Source organism: Mesorhizobium zhangyense, assembly GCF_011045115.1.
In the GTDB taxonomy this organism is placed as follows: Bacteria; Pseudomonadota; Alphaproteobacteria; order Rhizobiales; family Rhizobiaceae; genus Mesorhizobium_M; species Mesorhizobium_M zhangyense.
Genome location: NZ_JAAKZG010000002.1, coordinates 331,440 through 349,489, shown reverse-complemented (window position 1 = coordinate 349,489; position 18,050 = coordinate 331,440). Strand labels below are relative to the sequence as shown.

The 18,050-nt window shown below is 64.1% G+C and carries 17 protein-coding genes; 9 read left to right on the top strand and 8 right to left on the bottom strand.

Features of this window, described 5'->3' with window-relative positions:
* The first annotated feature begins 37 nt into the window (after positions 1-37).
* Complete coding sequence (gene ubiA / locus G6N74_RS05240) at positions 38-1,021, top strand: 4-hydroxybenzoate octaprenyltransferase (RefSeq protein WP_165115083.1); 984 nt, start codon at positions 38-40, stop codon at positions 1,019-1,021.
* A 227-nt stretch (positions 1,022-1,248) separates the two neighbouring features.
* On the opposite strand, the gene G6N74_RS05235 is transcribed toward ubiA, so the two are convergent.
* From G6N74_RS05235 to G6N74_RS05225, 3 genes are all read right to left on the bottom strand, one after another.
* Positions 1,249-1,815 carry a DUF6101 family protein gene (locus tag G6N74_RS05235; protein ID WP_165115081.1) on the bottom strand — a complete coding sequence of 189 codons (567 nt, stop codon included), beginning with the start codon at positions 1,813-1,815 and terminating at the stop codon, positions 1,249-1,251.
* A 215-nt stretch (positions 1,816-2,030) separates the two neighbouring features.
* The gene (locus tag G6N74_RS05230; protein WP_165115678.1) at positions 2,031-3,461 is read right to left on the bottom strand and encodes an FAD-binding oxidoreductase; all 1,431 of its coding nucleotides are present in this window, start codon (positions 3,459-3,461) and stop codon (positions 2,031-2,033) included.
* 9 nt (positions 3,462-3,470) lie between these two features.
* Complete coding sequence (locus G6N74_RS05225; RefSeq protein ID WP_165115676.1) at positions 3,471-4,415, bottom strand: L-threonylcarbamoyladenylate synthase; 945 nt, start codon at positions 4,413-4,415, stop codon at positions 3,471-3,473.
* A gap of 187 nt (positions 4,416-4,602) precedes the next feature.
* Between G6N74_RS05225 and G6N74_RS05220 the strand changes: the two genes are divergently transcribed.
* Positions 4,603-5,022, top strand: coding sequence for a hypothetical protein (locus G6N74_RS05220; RefSeq protein WP_165115079.1), 420 nt, complete (start codon positions 4,603-4,605; stop codon positions 5,020-5,022).
* A 26-nt stretch (positions 5,023-5,048) separates the two neighbouring features.
* Here the strand turns inward: G6N74_RS05220 and glyS are convergent, their stop codons facing one another.
* The 4 genes from glyS to G6N74_RS05200 all read right to left on the bottom strand — a co-directional run bounded on the left by glyS (position 5,049) and on the right by G6N74_RS05200 (position 11,583).
* A complete protein-coding gene (gene glyS, locus G6N74_RS05215) occupies positions 5,049-7,382 on the bottom strand; it encodes a glycine--tRNA ligase subunit beta (RefSeq protein WP_165115077.1) in 2,334 nt (777 codons plus the stop codon).
* A complete protein-coding gene (locus G6N74_RS05210) occupies positions 7,383-8,318 on the bottom strand; it encodes a glycine--tRNA ligase subunit alpha (protein WP_205826563.1) in 936 nt (311 codons plus the stop codon).
* 94 nt (positions 8,319-8,412) lie between these two features.
* Positions 8,413-10,431 carry a tetratricopeptide repeat protein gene (locus tag G6N74_RS05205; RefSeq protein WP_165115073.1) on the bottom strand — a complete coding sequence of 673 codons (2,019 nt, stop codon included), beginning with the start codon at positions 10,429-10,431 and terminating at the stop codon, positions 8,413-8,415.
* Between the two features lie 135 nt (positions 10,432-10,566).
* Entirely contained in the window at positions 10,567-11,583 is a 1,017-nt protein-coding gene (locus G6N74_RS05200) for a polyprenyl synthetase family protein (protein ID WP_091913752.1), read from the bottom strand.
* 226 nt (positions 11,584-11,809) lie between these two features.
* Here G6N74_RS05200 and G6N74_RS05195 point away from each other — a divergent pair, with 226 nt between their 5' ends.
* From G6N74_RS05195 to moaB, 7 genes are all read left to right on the top strand, one after another.
* Positions 11,810-13,462, top strand: a complete 1,653-nt coding sequence (locus tag G6N74_RS05195; protein WP_165115071.1) for an alpha/beta hydrolase — start codon at positions 11,810-11,812, stop codon at positions 13,460-13,462.
* A 243-nt stretch (positions 13,463-13,705) separates the two neighbouring features.
* A complete protein-coding gene (locus G6N74_RS05190) occupies positions 13,706-13,930 on the top strand; it encodes a putative signal transducing protein (protein WP_165115070.1) in 225 nt (74 codons plus the stop codon).
* Positions 13,931-13,938: 8 nt separating this feature from the next.
* Entirely contained in the window at positions 13,939-14,718 is a 780-nt protein-coding gene (locus G6N74_RS05185) for a tRNA1(Val) (adenine(37)-N6)-methyltransferase (RefSeq protein WP_165115069.1), read from the top strand.
* A 73-nt stretch (positions 14,719-14,791) separates the two neighbouring features.
* Positions 14,792-15,661 (top strand): S49 family peptidase, encoded by an 870-nt coding sequence (locus tag G6N74_RS05180; RefSeq protein WP_165115068.1) that lies wholly within the window; start codon positions 14,792-14,794, stop codon positions 15,659-15,661.
* Positions 15,662-15,733: 72 nt separating this feature from the next.
* Positions 15,734-15,919 carry a hypothetical protein gene (locus tag G6N74_RS05175; RefSeq protein ID WP_165115067.1) on the top strand — a complete coding sequence of 62 codons (186 nt, stop codon included), beginning with the start codon at positions 15,734-15,736 and terminating at the stop codon, positions 15,917-15,919.
* A 20-nt stretch (positions 15,920-15,939) separates the two neighbouring features.
* Complete coding sequence (locus tag G6N74_RS05170; protein ID WP_165115066.1) at positions 15,940-16,806, top strand: 4-(cytidine 5'-diphospho)-2-C-methyl-D-erythritol kinase; 867 nt, start codon at positions 15,940-15,942, stop codon at positions 16,804-16,806.
* Between the two features lie 3 nt (positions 16,807-16,809).
* Positions 16,810-17,361, top strand: coding sequence for a molybdenum cofactor biosynthesis protein B (gene moaB / locus G6N74_RS05165; RefSeq protein ID WP_165115065.1), 552 nt, complete (start codon positions 16,810-16,812; stop codon positions 17,359-17,361).
* Positions 17,362-17,376: 15 nt separating this feature from the next.
* On the opposite strand, the gene G6N74_RS05160 is transcribed toward moaB, so the two are convergent.
* Positions 17,377-17,883, bottom strand: a complete 507-nt coding sequence (locus tag G6N74_RS05160) for a glycosyltransferase (RefSeq protein ID WP_165115064.1) — start codon at positions 17,881-17,883, stop codon at positions 17,377-17,379.
* Positions 17,884-18,050: the final 167 nt, after the last annotated feature.

Here is an 18,050-nt window from a genome sequence, read left to right as displayed (position 1 = left end):
TCTTGACGCCCGCTTCGGCTGCTGTCACGTCAGGCACATGGAAAATATTCAGTCAAAAGAGGCGCAGGGCCGTGTTGCCGATGCGCCGAGCGGCCACTGGGTCTACCGCGTCCTGCCGCGGTGGATATGGCCCTATGCGCAACTCGCCCGCTGGGACCGGCCTATCGGCTGGATCCTGCTGCTCTGGCCATGCTGGTGGTCGACGGCACTGGCTGCCAGCGCCTACTGGCTGCCGGGCGATTCGCTGAAGTCGCTGCTGCCCGACCCGTGGTATCTCGGCCTGTTCCTCGCCGGCGCCATCGCCATGCGGGGTGCGGGTTGTACGTTCAACGATATCGTCGACGAGAACATCGATGCGAAGGTCGAGCGCACGCGCTCAAGGCCGTTGCCCTCGGGCCAGGTCACCCGCCGCCAGGCCTGGACATTCTTCGTGCTCCAGGCGCTGATCGGCTTCCTGGTGCTGTGGCAGTTCAACTATTTCGTCGTTCTCGTCGGCCTGTGCTCGCTCGGCATCGTCGTCATCTACCCCTTCATGAAGCGATTCACCGACTGGCCGCAACTCTTTCTCGGCCTTGCCTTTTCCTGGGGCGCATTGATGGGCTGGGCGGCCGAATTCGCCGACATCGATGGCCCTGCGATCATGCTCTATATCGGCTCGATCCTGTGGGTGATCGGCTACGACACGATCTATGCCCATCAGGACAGGGAAGACGACGCGCTGGTCGGCGTGCGCTCGACCGCGCGCCTGTTCGGCGAGAACACCAAGATGTGGCTGATCGGCCTCTACAGCGGCGCGCTGTTCTGTTTCGCGCTCGCCTTCGCTTTCGCCGAAGCTCCGATGCCCGCACTTGCCGGTCTCGTCGCCGCCGGCGCGCATATGGCGCGCCAGATTCGGGTCCTCGACATCAACGACCCCGACCAGTGCCTGAAGCTGTTCAAGTCGAACGGCACTGTCGGCTGGCTGATCTTCCTCGGCTTGCTCGGCGGTGCGGCATGGGTAGCGCTGAAGCCGCTGGTTTGAGGCTGTGACAAACGGAGAAGCGCAGGGACGTTGCTTCGTTTACCGGCGCAAGAACCCCTCTCCGTCTCGGCTTCGCCGAGCCACCTCTCCCCGCAAGCGGGGCGAGGAACCCAAGTTCTGAAATGTCGCCGCCTCGCAGAATCTAAGTTCCTCGCCCCCGCAAAGCGGGGGAGAGGTGGCTCGCGTAGCGAGACGGAGAGGGGAACTTCAACCCCCGCCGATATCTCCTACTGCCGCGCGATGATTTCCTCACCGTCGATCACCAGACGCATGCCGAGATCGCCTGACTTGCGGCGGGCCTGGAAGCGTGAGCGGCGGGTCTGCGTCGCGCGACCCTTGCGGCGTTCGCGCGGCGGCGCGACCTTGATCGCGGCACCGAGCGATTCCTCCAGCGTGCGGGCAACACCGTCCGCCTCGATCAGAAGCATCGGCAGGCGATAGGCATCGGCCCAGGCGCGCCAGTCGGCGGCGACATCCTCCAGATTGTCGGCCACCAGCAGCGGCACCGACAGCATCGGGTCGTTGTGCAGGAGTTCGAGCGTCACCGTGACGTTGTACTGTTCGTCCTCCAGCGCACGGGCGGCCACGCCGCGGAAGGCGTTGGCGGGCAGCACCACCGTTGCCGGCAGGCCGCTGTGCTGAAGGATGCGCCGGACGATCGCGCCGCGCTGGTCGATGGTGAAACTGACGTCGCCATAGTCGTCACGGGCGGCGTAGCTGGTCATCTGGGGCAAGCGGAAAGGGTCGAGGCGCATGTTGCGTCCCGCCCAGACTGGCTTCAGTCCGGTGCTCATTGATTATGCCTTCTTCCTGTTACTCCTGAGAGCCGGTGTTCCGGTCTCTCCGAACCGGTTTTCCCGGTCTCGTTATGGGAAGAAGCCTAGCGTGGGGTTCTTACCGCCGCGCTTAAGAAAGTCGGTTAAATTTTTCTGATCTATGGAATGGTTATCGGAATCCCACCGGCCACAAGATGTTGTAAAGGTGTGTGAAGAGGTGGTGAATGGAGGCGTTAAATCACCTTGCCGGGATTCATGATCCCCGCCGGGTCGAACGCAGCCTTCACCCGTCGCATCAAATCAATACCGACCGGCGGCGCGGTGGCGATCAACTCGTCGCGCTTGAGCTGGCCGATGCCGTGCTCGGCCGAGATCGAGCCGTTAAGCGCGCGCACGATGTCGTGCACTGCCTTGTTCATCGGACGGTAGAGTTTCAGGAACGCCTCGCCATCGGCACCCGCCGGCTGGGAGATGTTGTAGTGCAAATTGCCGTCGCCCATATGGCCGAAGCAGGCGATGCGCGCCTGCGGGCTGACCGAGGCCACCGCCGCAGCACCGCGTTCGATGAACTCCGGGATCGATGCCACCGGCACCGAGATATCGTGCTTGATCGACGCGCCTTCCGGGCGCTGCGCATCCGACAGGCTTTCGCGCAACCGCCAGAAGGCTGCCGCCTGCGACAGGTTTGCGGCAATGACAGCATCGCCGACAATGCCGGCCTCGAAGCCTGCCGTCAGCACCTCCTCCATCAGCGCGCTTGCGTCCTCGGCAGAGCGGCCCGACGAAATCTCGATCAGCACATGCCACGGCCACTCGCTTTGCAGCGGCCGATGCGTATCGGCAATGTGTTCTACCGCAAAGCCGAGCACCATTTCGGAGATCAGCTCGAAAGCCGTCAGGCCGCTGCCCGCCTGGTCCATCGCGCGGCCGAACAGGTCGAGCGCTGCTTCAGGAGAAGACAAGCCCACCCAGGCAACCTCCCTGCCCTTCGGCTTGGGAAACAGTTTCAGCACTGCTGCCGTGATGACGCCGAGCGTGCCTTCGGCACCAACGAACAGGTTCTTGAGATCGTAGCCGGTGTTGTCCTTCTTCAGCTTGCGCAGGTCGTCGAACACCTCGCCAGTCGGCAGCACCACCTCGACGCCGAGGCACAGTTCGCGCGCATTGCCATAAGCTAGAACCCCGGTGCCGCCGGCATTGGACGACAGATTGCCGCCGATCTCGCACGACCCCTGAGAACCGAGCGACAGCGGGTAGAGCCGGTCGACCTTGTCGACGGCCGCGTGCAGCGTCTCCAGTATGACGCCGGCCTCGACCGTCACCGTGTTCGACAGCACGTCGATCTCGCGGATGCGGTTGAGCCGCGACAGCGACAGCACGACCTGCCCGCCAGAACGGTCCGGCATCTGCCCGCCGACCAGCCCGGTATTGCCACCCTGCGGCACGATCGGCGTTCCCGTTTCGGTGGCGAGCTTCATGATCGCGCTCACCTCCTCGACGCTGCCGGGCCGCAGCACCAATGGCGACAGGCCGGCAAAAAGCCCGCGCGGCTCGCTCAGATAGGGTTCGATATCGGCCCCGGCGCGCACGGCATGGCGCTCGCCGACGATTGCCGCGAAGCGGTCGGGCAGAGCGGGGTCGAGAACGGTCGAATTGTGAGTCATCTCGGTCACTTATGAATCGATGCTGATGTTGTCGCGGGGGGCTGCGGCCCGGGCCAGACGGTCGTTGATCGCCTCGCCCAGACCATGATGCGGTATCGGCTCGACCGCGATGGTTTTCGCGCCGCTGCGGTCCAGCGCCTGGAGATGCGAGAACAGATTGCTCGCCGCCTCGCGCAGGTCGCCGCGCTCGGAAAGGTTCAGCACGGCCGCCGCGGCTTCGGCGCCCGCCACCCGCTTCGGTCCGAAGGCCAGCAGCGCCTCATACGGCGCGACATCCAAAACATTCAGCCGCACCGCGGCCCCCGGCGCATAATGCGATGCCATCATGCCCGGCGCCTCGATGCCGGCCTTGGCGTTGCGCAGCAGCTTCGTGCCGGCCACCGCTTCGAGTTCTTCGGCAGGAACGCCGCCCGGCCGCAGCAGCCGCAAGCGGCCGTCCTCGACCTTGACGATGGTCGATTCCAGCCCGACAGGCGTCGCGCCGCCATCGACCACCAGTTTTATCCTGCTGCCCAGATCGGCGGCGACTGCCTCAGCCGTCGTGCCGCTGATCTTGCCTGACGTGTTGGCGCTGGGGGCGGCCAGCGGCCTGCCGAGGGCTGCGATCAATTGCGCGCCAAGGCCCTTCGGCATGCGCAGCGCAATCGTGTCCAGGCCCGCCGTTACCAGCGGGTGAATGCCGCTTGCCGCGCGGTGCGACAGCACCATGGTCAGCGGCCCCGGCCAGAATTTTTCGGCAAGTTTTTGGGACAGCGGGTCGAAGTCGGCGATGGCCTCGGCCATCTCCATCGAGGCGACATGGGCGATCAGCGGGTTGAAGCGCGGCCGGCCCTTGGCCTCGAAAATACGCGCCACCGCCTCGCCATTGGTGGCGTCGCCGGCAAGGCCGTAGACCGTCTCGGTGGGAATGGCGACGACATCGCCGGCCGCCAGCAGCGCCAGCGCCCGTTCCATTGCCCGCTCACCGTCGAGGATTTCCGCCACGCAACCGACCTCGTTCAAGACAGCGCCTGCCTATCGCGGACGGCGTGCAGCGGCAAGGGCTGCGCCGGAAATAGCGAAATCCCTAAAATGCCATGCTTCGCCGCAAGCGAGCATCAACGCAGAGCCGCTATGACGGGACAGCAACATGGGTGGGGCTATGCGTATTCAGAGCGTTTTTCTTCTCGGCGGCATCTTCCTGACCGGTACGGCGCAGGCCGGTTCGATCCAGCATATCGAGGCGATGACGGTGCCGCTTGGGCCGTCGATGGTGCTGGAGGGCACGGCAACGGTGCCGGCGAAGCCTGCGCAGACAGGCGAAAAGATCAGCACCTCGGTGATCGCGCTTGGCGATGCGATGCCGAATGTCGATGGCGCGAAGGTCGCGGCGATCCCGCCGGCCGATCCAGCGCCGAAGCCGCGCCATCAGCAAGCGCCGATGGTCATGCGCGGCGGCATTTCCGGCGACACGTTCGTCCGTGGCACCGGCGTGAGCACGCCGGCTCCGACGCAGGTCGCGGCTGACACGCCGGCGAAGCCCTCAGGTCCGCCGCTTGCTCCGATGGCCCCGGCGAAATAGGCCGAAGACCGAGCCGGGTCTCCGGCTCAGCCCGCGATCTTCGAGAAATCGGCGACCTTGTCGGTCGCCGCGCGAATACGCGACAGCAGCGCCAAACGGTTGGCGCGCACGGCCTCGTCCTCATCATTCACGAGAACGCCTTCAAAGAATGAATCAACCGGCTCACGCAGCACGCTAAGTGCGAGCATGGCGGCAGAAAAGTCTTCATTCTGAATCGCTTGCGCGGCTTGGCTCTCAGCGTGATTCACCGCAGCAAACAGCTTGTGCTCTGCCTCCTCGCGGAACAGTGCGGGGTCGACGGCGTCAGCCACGCGCGTGCCCTTCTTCTCCTCGGCCGCCAGAATGTTGGCCCCGCGCTTGGTGCCGGCCAGCAGGTTCTTGCCGTCCTCGGTGTCGAGGAAGGAGCCCAGCGCTTCGACGCGGCGGACGATTTGCAGGAGGTCGTCGTTGGACGACGAGCCCATCTCCCCCCTTGCGGGGGAGATGCCCGGCAGGGCAGAGGGGGGTCGGGCAGAGCCGAGCGCTTCATCGCCACCCCCACCCGTCGGCTCCGCCGACACCCTCCCCGCAAGGGGGAGGGAGGGCGCCCCACTTGCCAGCACCGCATCAATCAGATCATGCCGCGCACCTTGGTCACGGAGATAGACTTTCAGGCGATCGTGGAAGAAGGAGAGGAGGTCAACGTTGCGTGCCGGACGCATATCTGTCTTCGACAGTGGCGTTGCCGCTTCAATATTCTCGGGTGCAAGGGAAGTTTCCCAGAACGAGAAAATTGGCCCAAGTCCCAACCGCACCCCATTCTCGATCAATGTCCGCACCACCCCCAACGCCGCCCTGCGCAGCGCGTAAGGGTCCTTACTCCCCGTCGGCTTCTCGTCGATCGCCCAGAAGCCGACCAGCGTGTCGAGCTTGTCGGCGAGTGCAACAGCCACCGACACCGGGTCGGTCGGCACGCGGTCGGAAGGGCCTTGCGGCTTGTAATGCTCCTCGAGCGCCGCGGCGACCGAAGGATGCTCTCCTTGCAGCAGCGCATATTTGCGGCCCATCGCGCCCTGAAGCTCGGGGAATTCCCCGACGACTTCCGTCTGCAGATCGGCCTTGGCGAGCACCGCGGCGCGTTCGGCAAGGGCCCGATCGGCGCCGACGATCGGCGCGATTTCTCGCGCCAGCCGCTTGATCCGCTCCACCCGCGCGCCTTGCGTGCCGAGCTTGGCATGGAAGGTCACGCCGAGATGGTCGAGGCGGGCCATGCGCTGGTCGAGGGGCTTGGCCATATCGAGCCCGAACTTCTTGCCCGAATCCGTCAGCTGGTCGAGGTCGGGCAGATCGTGCTGGTCGGTCGTCCAGAAATAGAGCGCGTCCGACAGGCGCGCGCGCACGACCTTGCCGTTGCCATGGGCTATTTCCTTGCCGCCGTCCTTGGCCTCGATGTTGGCGGTGAGGATGAAGCGGTTGGAGAGATTTTCCGTCTCACCCTGCACGCGCGTCACGAAACACTTCTGGTTGGCGCGGATCGTCAGCCGGATGACCTCGGCCGGAATGGCCAAAAAGTCCTGCTCGAACTCGCCCATCAGCACCACCGGCCATTCGACGAGGCCGGACACTTCCTCCAGCAGCAGGTCGTCCTCGACAAGCTCAAGCCCGTTGGCGAAGGCGAGGTTCCTGGCATCCGACAGGATGATCTGCTTGCGGCGGTCGGCATCGAGCACGACCTTGGCCGCTTCCAGCTTGGCGATGTAGTCCTCGAAGCGGCGCACGGTGATGGCGCCCGGCGCGTGGAAGCGGTGGCCATAGGTGACGTTGCCGGCGCGGATGCCGTCGATCTCGAAATCGACAACCACCGGCTCTTCCGTCTCGGGACCGAAGGTGCAGACGATGGATTGCAGCGGGCGCACCCAGCGCAGGCTGCCCGGCTTGGCCGAGGCCTTGCCCCAGCGCATCGATTTCGGCCACGGGAAGGTGCGGATGATCCCCGGGATCAGCTCGGCGATAATCTCTTCCGCCGCCCTGCCCGGCTTGGAAATATGGGCAACATAGAAGTCGCCCTTCTTCGGGTCGGAATGGATATGGGCCTGGCTGATGTCGGTCAGGCCGGCCGAGCGCAGGAAGCCGGCAATCGCCTGCTCAGGCGCCTTCGTGCTCGGACCTTTCTTCTCCTCATGCACGTCCTTCGAACGCGCATTGAGGCCACGGATATCCAGCGTCAGCCGGCGCGGCGTCCAGTATTCGACCGCCGCCTCATAGGTCAGGCCGGCTTCCACCAGCCCGTCCGTCACCATCTTCTTCAGGTCGCCGGCAGCCTTGCGCTGCATGCGGGCGGGGATTTCTTCGCTGCGAAGTTCTAGAAGCAAATCAGGCATTTATGCAGCCTTGTCGTTTAGTTGGAACCCGCCTGCGTCCGTCTGCAGGAAGGCTTCGCCGCAGGCCTTGGCAAGGTTGCGTACGCGCAGGATGTAGCTCTGCCGCTCGGTCACCGAGATGACGCCGCGCGCGTCGAGCAGGTTGAAGACATGGCTGGCCTTGATGCACTGGTCGTAGGCGGGAAACACCATCTTGTGCAGCGGCTGGTTGTCCTTGGAGGACGGCGCGCCGGCGTCCAACAGCGCCTTGCACTCGGCTTCCGCGTCTTCGAAATGGCGCAGCAGCACGGCCGTGTTGGCATGCTCGAAATTGAAACGCGAATATTCCTGCTCGGCCTGCAGGAAGACCTCGCCATAGGTTACCTTGTCGTCGCCTTCGCGGCCGTTGAAGTTGAGGTCGTAGACATTGTCGACGCCCTGCACATACATGGCCAGCCGCTCCAACCCGTAGGTCAGCTCGCCGGCCACCGGCGCGCATTCGATGCCGCAGACCTGCTGGAAGTAAGTGAACTGCGACACTTCCATGCCGTCGCACCAGCATTCCCAGCCAAGCCCCCACGCACCCAGCGTCGGGCTTTCCCAGTCGTCCTCGACAAAGCGTATGTCGTGCAGCAGCGGGTCGATGCCGATCGCTGCCAGCGAGCCGAGATAAAGCTCCTGCAGGTTCGACGGGTTCGGCTTCAGGATGACCTGATACTGGTAGTAATGCTGGAGCCGGTTCGGGTTCTCGCCATAGCGGCCGTCCTTGGGGCGGCGCGATGGCTGTACGTAAGCCGCGTTCCACTTCTTCGGCCCCAGCGCGCGCAGCGTGGTGGCCGGATGGAAGGTACCCGCGCCGACCTCCATGTCGTAGGGCTGCAGCACGACGCAACCGTATTCGGCCCAGTAATTGTGCAGCGTCAGGATCAGCCCCTGGAACGAGCGGCTGGGGTGCATATGGGCAGGCAGACTGGCGGTCACGGGATAAGCCTCAGAATGGCGGGGCCAAAAGACGGCCCGTCCTATTCCGGCCTGCCGGAAGCGTCAAGTTTCAGTTCGGCTGACCCGGCAGGATCAGTTCCTGCCCGGGCACGATGCGGCCGGGATCGCCCTGAAGCTGCGGGTTGAGGTTGAGAATCTCCTGATAGCGCCCGCCATTGCCGAGCACCTCGTTGGCGATCGACCACAGCGACTGCCCGCGCTGCACCTTGTAGGCGGCCGGCGTCGCGGAAATCTTCTCGACCGGAGAGGATTGCGGCGTGGCAGCCGGTGTATCGCTCTTCTTTTCGGCCTCGGGCGCAGGCGCAATCGCAGGCACCGAAGGCGTGACGGGCGGCGCTTCGGCCGCGGTCTTGCCTTCGAGCGGCGGCAGGCCGTCTGAGAGCTTCTTCAACACGGTCGCCAGTACGTCCGGCTCCGGCTTCATGTCGCGGGCATGGCTCCACTGGAAGGTGGCTTCCAGCTTGCGGCCGACGCGCCAATAGGCGTCGCCGAGATGGTCGTTCAGCACCGGATCATCTGGCTTCAGCGACACCGCGCGTTCCAGCTCGGTCACCGCCTCGTCGAAGCGGTTGAGGCGGTAATAGGCCCAGCCCAGCGAATCGACGATGTAGCCGTCGCTCGGCCTGAGGTCGACCGCCTTGCGGATCATGTCGAGGCCTTCTTCCAGGTTCATGTTCATGTCGACCCAGGAATAGCCCAGATAGTTCAGGACCTGCGGCTGGTTCGGCATCAGCTTCAGCGCTTCGCGGAAATTGGGCTCGGCCTTCGGCCATTCCTTCAGCCGCTCATAGGCGATGCCGCGCTGGTAGTAGATGTTCCAGTTGCTGGCGTCCGGCGTCTTCAGCCGCTCGACGGCCTTGTCGTAGATGTCGGCAGCGGAGCGGTAATCCTCCTTCGAGGAATAGACGCCGCCGAGCGCCAGATAGGCGCGCATGTCGTCGGGGCTCTGGTCGAGCAGCGCCTTGAGGTGAGTGATCGCCTCATCGTGACGCTTGAGGTCGGCAAGGTTCAGGCCGAGCTGCAATTCGGCAGCGCGCTTGAGTGAGGAATCGGCAGGTACGCGGCGATAAAGCTCGATCGCCTCCTCGGCGTTTTCCTGCTGCTCGGCAACCGCCGCAAGCTGCAGCAGAACCGCGTCGCTGTCATGCTTCAGCGCCAGCGCATATTGCAGATAGAGCCGCACGAACGGCTCGCCGCCGCCACGGTTCAGCGCACTGGCGAGGTCGAGCAGGATTTCGCTGGCGCCGTCGGCCGGGCCGGCGACCAGCGGCGAAATCTTGTCGCCCTTGTTGATCTTCTCACGCAGCGCCATCAGCGGCAGCCGGCCGGTTGCGAATTCGTCGGCCTTGTCGAGCACGGCCAGCGCCTTGTCCTTCTCGCCGCGACCGGCGAGGAAGCCGGCATAGGCTTCGGCCGCGCGCAGCCATGTCTCGGGCGCGGCACCGCCGGCGGCGACGTTGTCGATGGTCTCGCTATAGATCTTGTCGGCTTCCTTGGCATTGCCGGCAGCCTCGGCGATCAGCGCGCGATGATAGGTCGTGAACAGCGTGAACCATTCGGGACCCTGCAGCTTTTCGAGATAGGCAAGTGCGTCCTTGGCGTCGCCGGCACCGGCCTTGGCCCATGCAGTCATGACGCCGGAAATCAGCTTGTCGAGATCGGATTCCTGCGCAAGCTTCAGGAAGGTCTCAGCCGAGCGGTATTCCTTCTTGCGGATGGCATCGACTGCCAGCGCCAGACGCGAGAAACGCTCGATATCCGGCACCGACTTCAATTTTTCGGCATAGGGAAGCGATTCGTCAAAACGGCCCTGCGAAATCAGCGCCAGCATCAGGCTTTGCTGAAGCTGCTGGTTCTCGGTGTCGAAGGCCAGCGCCCGCTTGTAATAGGCGATTGCGCTGTCGAGATCGTTGTCGACCTCGGCCACGCGTGCGGCAAGATAAGCGCCGGAAAACGAGTTGATCTGCACCTGTTCTTCGGACTGCTTCGCCAAAGCCGGCTGGCCGACCACCATAAGACCCGCCAGTGCTGAGACACCAGCAAGCCAGCCCAAGTTTTTACGCCGCATTATCGTCCTTCCCGCCGCGCCGTCCCTGTGACAGCATGACTCGCTCAAGCGATAGTTCGCAAAAGCATGGCCTTTTTGCGGTCGCGGTTCAATCGTTACTGTTTCACAATCCGGTCAAAGCGCGGGCAACCGCCCTCAGACGACGCGGCTTATACAGAAATCGATGACATCGATAAGGGCTGCTTTCTGCGGCGTCGCCTCCAGCGGCGCCAGCGCATCACGCGCAATTTCGCCGAAATGGCGGGCACGGCCGATCGTGTCGGCAATGGAGCCGTGACGGGTCATCAGGCCGACCGCTTTTTCGAAAGCAGCGTCGTCGGCATTGTTTTCCTCGATCGAGCGCTTCCAGAACTCGCGCTCTGCAGCGGTGCCACGGCGATAGCTCAGGATGACGGGCAGCGTCACCTTGCCCTCGCGGAAATCGTCGCCGACATTCTTGCCGAGGTCTTTCGAGTTACCGCCATAGTCGAGCGCATCGTCGATGAGCTGGAAGGCAAGGCCGAGATTCATGCCGTAGGAGCGCAGGGCCGCCCGCTCGGGCTTCGAGGCGCCGGCAATGACCGGGCCGACTTCAGCGGCGGCCGAAAACAGCGCTGCGGTCTTGGCCTTGATCACGGCGAAATGTTCGTCCTCGGTGGTTTCGAGGTTCTTGGCCGCCGCGAGCTGCATGACCTCGCCCTCGGCGATGATCGAGGCAGCCGTGGAAAGAATATCCAGCGCGTCGAGCGAACCGACCTCGACCATCAGCCTGAAAGCCTGGCCGAGCAGGAAATCGCCGACCAGCACGCTGGCCTGGTTGCCCCAGATCATGCGCGCCGTCTTCTTGCCGCGCCGCATGCCGCTTTCGTCGACGACATCATCGTGCAGCAGCGTTGCCGTGTGCATGAACTCGACGCTGGTGGCGAGCTTGACGTGGCCCTCGCCCGAATAGCCGAACATCTGGGCGGCGGCGAGCGTCACCATCGGGCGCAGGCGCTTGCCGCCGGACGAGATGAGGTGATTGGCGATCTCGGGAATCATCTCGACATCGGAGCCTGCCTTGGACAAGATCAGCTTGTTGACGCGCCCCATGTCGGACGCCGTCAGGTCGATCAGCTCCTTGATGGAAGCGCCTTCACGCTTCCCGTTATCGATGTTGAGAACGACACCCACGACAAACTCTCCGTCCTTAGAGACGAGCCTTCAGCCCTGAGCATGATTTAGGTCGGCAAGGCCTAGCTGGGCAAGAGGCGAATTGGCGCGGCAATCGCAACTCACTGTTGCCGTATGCGCGACATCGGGTAATTCTGCTGCAATAGACGCTCTTCTCGTGAAGCCGTTGGGTCCGTTCACTTTTCGGCGACCGGGCTGGCGGCCTTCCAATCAGGCAGAGAGACCGATGGATGTGATTCAGCGCTGGATAATCAGATTTTGGCTGTCGTTCTCGACTGTCGGCCTGCTGGTCGGCACGCTGTTTTTCGCCGCGTCGCTCACCCCCTCGCTCATTCCACGCAGCTTCCTGATGCAGGGCATCCTCTCCGGATTCTCCTTCGCGGCGGGCTATGGCATCGGCGTGTTCGGGCTGTGGCTGTGGTCCTATCTGGAACTGCCGCAGCCGCGCGAGCGCAATGCGCGCATCATCAAGACCGCTGCGGCAGTCATTTGCGCGGCGATCGCCCTCGTCTTCCTGTGGCGTGCTTCGGGCTGGCAGAATTCGATCCGGGTGCTGATGGACATGCAGCCGGTGGACAGCGCTCACCCGCTGCGGGTCGGCGCGATTGCGCTCGCGACCTTCATCGTGCTGCTGGCTTTCGCGCGGCTTTTTCAGCTCACGTTTCTGTTTCTGGCGGGAAGGCTTCGGCGGTTCGTGCCACGGCGCATCGCCTATGTCATCGGCATTGCGATTGCCGCCGTGCTGTTCGGAACGGTCGTCAACGGCGTCATCTTCCGATATGCGCTGCATGTCCTCGACGGCTCCTATCAGAAGCTCGACGAGCTTGTGGAAGACGACACCATCCAGCCCACCGACCCCAACCAAACGGGAAGTGCTGCCTCGCTGCTCGGCTGGGAAGAACTCGGGCGCGCCGGGCGTGACTTCATTGCGGCAGGCCCCAACCGGCAAGATTTGCAGACGTTCCTGAAACACGACGCACTCGACCCCATCCGCGTCTATGCCGGATTGCGCTCTGCCGATACGCCGCAAGCAAGAGCCGAGCTGGCGCTGGCGGAACTGAAGCGCGTCGGCGGGTTCGACCGCTCCGTCCTCGTCGTCATCACGCCGACCGGCACCGGTTGGATCGACCCCGCCGCCATGGACACGGTCGAGTATCTGCATGGCGGCGACATCGCCAGCGTGGCGATCCAGTATTCCTACCTCGCAAGCTGGCTGTCCCTGCTGGTCGAGCCAAGCTATGGCAGCGAGGCGTCGCGCGCGCTGTTCGCCGAGGTCTACGGCTACTGGACGACGCTGCCGAAGGACAAGCGGCCAAAACTCTATCTCTATGGCCTGAGCCTCGGCGCCAAGAACTCGGAGCAGTCCAGCGAACTGTTCGAGGTGCTCGGCGATCCTTACCAGGGGGCGCTGTGGTCCGGCCCGCCCTATTCCAGCCGGATCTGGCGCTCGATCACCGCCGCCCGCAACGCCGGCACACCAGCATGGCTGCCGCGCTTCCGCGACGGCTCCTATGTGCGCTTCACCAACCAGAAGAACGCGCTGACCATCCCCGGCGCGCATTGGGGGCCGATGCGCATCGTTTATCTGCAATATGCCAGTGACTCCGTCACCTTCTTCGACCCGCAATCCGTCTACCGGGCACCCGCCTGGATGGCCGAGCCGCGCGGGCCTGATGTTTCGCCGCAACTGCGCTGGTATCCGATCGTGACGTTCCTGCAATTGCTGGTAGACATGGCCGTCGCCACAACGACGCCGATGGGCCACGGCCACGTCTACGCGCCGGAACATTACATCGATGCGTGGATGGAGGTGACCGATGTGCAGGGCTGGTCGGGAGACGATGTCGCGCGGCTGAAGGAGCATTTTGCGCGGCGGTAGTGACAGTTCCCCCTCTCCGTCGCGCTTCGCGTGCCACCTCTCCCCCATTTCATGGGGCGAGGAACCCAAGTCCTGAAGCGTCGCGGCCTAACAGAACCTAGGTTCCTCGCCCCTGCGAAGCGGGGGAGAGGTGGCTCGGCGAAGCCGAGACGGAGAGGGGGAACTCTTTCGATAACAAACGAGGCATCTCAGTTGGTGCCCCCACCCGTTTACTTCCCCCGGGCAACCTGCGAGTTTCAGCGCATGATCGAGCTCATCCGCACCAACGATATCGTCCTCATTTCCTTCATCGAATCGCTGCTGCGCGATGCGGAGATCGAATTCCTTGTCGCCGATCAGAATATGAGCATTCTGGACGGCTCGATCGGCATCCTGCCGCGACGGGTGCTGGTGTCTGACGACGATGCGATAGCGGCTAGGTGTCTCCTGACCGACGCCGGTTTCGCCAAGGAAATGCGCGAAGGCTGACGGCGTCTATGACATCCGAGCGCGAGCCCGCGGACCATACGATAGACGCCTTCCACCGCGGAAATTTCTGGCTGGTGCAGCCGCGCGGCGGGCACCGCTCCGGCATGGATGCGCTGATGCTGGCGGCTTGCGTGCCGTCGGATTTCAGCGGCGTGCTTTGCGATTTCGGCGCAGGTGCTGGTGCGGCCGGTCTCGCCGTTGCCGCGCGATGCCCGGCCTCGACGATCAACCTCATCGAGCAGTCCCCCGAAATGGCCGATTTCGCGCAAAAGTCGCTCGCTCATGAAGGCAACGCCCACCTGCGCGAACGCATCTCGGTTCTAGTCGCGGATGTCGCGCTCACCGGCAAGGCGCGCGTGAAAGCCGGCCTTGCCGACAAATCCTGCGATTTCGTCATCATGAACCCGCCTTTCAACGAAGCGCGCGACCGGGCGACGCCGGATGCCTTGAGAAAACAGGCGCATGTGATGGAGGACGGGCTGTTCGAAAGCTGGCTGCGCAGTGCGGCAGCCATGGTCAGGCCGCGCGGCGGGCTCGCTTTGATTGCCCGTCCGCAATCGCTGGCACCCATCCTTGCAGCGCTCGAGGGCCGCTTCGGCTCGGCCGAGATCGTGCCGGTTCACCCCCGCGCCGACAAGCCCGCGATCCGCATTGTGCTCAGGGCACGGCTCGGCGCGCGCGGCGCACTTTCGCTCATGCCGCCGCTCATCCTTCATGACGACGGCAACGCACTTTCGCCACACGCGGACGCGATCAGCAACGGCCGCGCTTCACTTTTCGGCGATTGAGCAGCCTGCGCGGGATTGTGGTTTGCGCTCAGATACCTACATGCGAAGCATCAAGGACCGGAGAAACACATAAGTGAGACGACTGCTCAGCCGCCTTCTGCCGAAATCAATGCGCTCGCAGGCAGTCACGATCCCGGTCATCCGGCTTCACGGAACCATCATGTCGGGCGGCGGCCAGTTTCGCCCAAGTCTGTCGCTGGCCTCGACCGCCAGCCTCATCGAAAAGGCCTTCGCCTTCACCGATGCGCCGGCGGTTGCCATTTCCATCAATTCGCCCGGCGGCTCGCCGGTGCAGTCGCGGCTGATCTACAAGCGCATTCGCGACTTAGCAGCCGAGAAGAACAAGCGCGTGCTGATCTTCGTCGAGGATGTCGCGGCCTCCGGCGGCTACATGATCGCGGTAGCGGGTGACGAGATCATCGCCGACCCCTCCTCTATCGTCGGCTCGATCGGCGTGGTGTCGGCCTCCTTCGGCTTCACCGAGCTGATGAAGAAGATCGGCGTCGAGCGCCGCGTCTACACCGCCGGCAAGAACAAGGCCGTTCTCGACCCGTTCAAGCCGGAGAACAAGGCAGACATCGAACGCCTGAAGGCGCTGCAGCTCGAGGTGCATGACACCTTCATCGATCTGGTCAAGGAGCGGCGCGGCTCCAAGCTAAAGGACGATCCCGATCTGTTCACCGGCCTGTTCTGGACCGGCAAGAAGGGCCTGGAACTCGGCCTGGTCGACGCGCTGGGCGACATGCGCACCGTGCTCAAGCAGCGCTTCGGGCCCAAGACGCGGCTGCAGTTGATCACGCCGCCGCGCGGGTTTTTCGGCCGCAGGCTTGGCGTCTTCGGCTCGGCTGCCGGCTTCTCCGCGCCCGACATTGCGGGTGCCGCAGCCGGTGGCCTAATCGATGCGGCGGAAGAGCGCGCGCTGTGGTCCCGCTTTGGACTTTGAAAAGGCGGACCATTGTGCCTATGATGGGCTCTCCCTGACCGGCAGCCCGAACCTCCAGGAGGACAAGGACAGATGCCACAGATTATCTTTTTCGCCCTCGTCGGCCTGGCCGCCTATTACGGCTACCGCTCCTTCGTCAAGGAAGCCGAGCGCGTGACGGCAAAGGTCCGCCGCGCCGAGCGCCAGTCCGCCAACGGCACGATCGGCACGCTGGTCAAGGATCCCAAGACCGGCGAATACCGTCTGGCCAAGGACTGATCAGGGTACCTCAGAGCATCATGGATTCCGGCTTCGTGTCGTCCGCCGAACACGCGCCGGCGAAAATCAACCTCGCGCTCCACGTCACCGGGCAGCGGGCTGACGGTTTTCATCTGCTCGAAAGCCTCGTCGTCTTCACCGAGTTCGGCGACCACATCACCGTCGTCGCCGCCGAGGAAGACAGCTTCGTCGTCATGGGCCATTTCGCGGCCCAGGTGCCGCTGGATGGCGGCAATCTCGTAATCCGCGCCCGCGATGCCCTGCGCGAGGCCTATCCCGACGCTGCCGCCGCGCCCGTCGCCATCACGCTGGAAAAGAACCTTCCCATCGCCTCGGGCATAGGTGGCGGCTCCAGCGATGCGGCAGCGGCCCTGCGCGCGCTGGCGCGTCACTGGAACATCGATGCCGACCTGTCGGTTCTGGCCCTGCGGCTCGGCGCCGACGTGCCGATGTGCCTGCTCGCCCGCCCGCTTTTGGCACGCGGCATCGGCGAGATCGTCGATCCGCTGGAAAATTACCCGGCCCTGCCGCTGGTGCTGGTCAATCCCGGCATCGGCGTCGCGACGCCGGACGTATTTCGCGCGCTCGAAAGCCGCGAGAACCCTTCCTTTTCACCGCCGCCCGCCGACCCGGAGCCGGCGCATGTGATCGAATGGCTGCGCGCCACGCGCAACGATCTCGAAACGCCGGCAAAGGCGCTTGCCCCGGCGATCACGGAGGCGCTCGACGCGCTGCGCGGCACGGGTGCCGCCTTCGTCCGCATGTCGGGTTCGGGCGCCACCTGTTTCGGTGTCTTCGAAACCACGGGTGCTGCCGCAAACGCTGCAAATGCGATCGAACAGGCCAAGCCCGGCTGGTTCTCGGTCGCGACCTCGAGCATGAGATAGCCAATGGCAAACGAAACGCGCCCCTTCATCCCCGTCCGCATCGCAGTGCTGACCGTCTCCGACACGCGCACGCTGGCCGATGACAAATCCGGCCAGACGCTTGCCGACCGCATCACCGAGGCCGGCCACATGCTTGCCGCACGTGACATCGTCACCGACGACAAGGACAAGATACGCGCGCAGGTTCTGGAATGGTCGCGCAACGACGCCATCGACGTCGTCATCACCACCGGGGGCACCGGCTTCACCGGCCGCGACGTGACGCCCGAAGCGCTGGAACCGATCTTCGAAAAGCGCATGGACGGCTTTTCCGAGGTCTTCCACCGCATTTCCTACGACAAGATCGGCACCTCGACGATCCAGTCGCGGGCCACCGGCGGCGTCGTCAACGCCACCTTCGTCTTCGTCCTGCCCGGCTCGCCCGGCGCCTGCAAGGACGCCTGGGACGGCATCATCAAGGCTCAGCTCGACTACCGTCACATGCCCTGCAATTTCGTGGAAATCATGCCCCGGCTCGACGAACATCTGAAGCGTGGCAGCGACAAGACGGCCTGAATTCGGGCTGCCAGGTTATTTGCGCGGCGGCGCCACACGTATTTCGGCCGAAATCCGCTTCGTCGCCAGTCCGCGCGCAACCGCTTCGGCGTCTGCCGCATGGCGCGACAAGGGAAGCGCCTGCGACTTTCTGATCACCAGCCCCTCGCTCAGCGCAGTTCTCGAGGTCAGCACGCGCGAGAAAAAGGGCTGCCTGTCCAGCCGCGAGCGGGAAAAGCGGGCAGGCATGGCCATCATCTCCATGTGGTCCTGCACGGCCTCGGTCCAGCCATCCACCAGCCGCGCGCCGGGTTCCAGCAGCAGCAGCCAGTCGCTCTTGGCCTGCGCCACGCCGGCACCTATGCCGCCGGTGATATAATGACAGCCGGCCTGATCGGCGACCTTATGCGTCTGATCCGACGAGCCGAGATCGCACACGATAACCTCGCGCACCGTGCCCTCAACAGCAGCACCCACCAGCGACGCCAGCGTGCGAGCCAGCGCTTCCTCGTTGTTCCGGGTTTCGATTACAACCGACAGCATAATATTCGCGTAGCCTAAACTTTTACCGAGCGCCACTTCGTAATTAGCCGGTTAGGGTTCAGCGGGCTGAATCTGTGTGGCACGCGCCTGCGTTGACGATGAGCGAAGACCAACCACGCAATCGTCATGCCGGAAACCGGAGCGAAGCGCAGGTTATCCGGGACCCA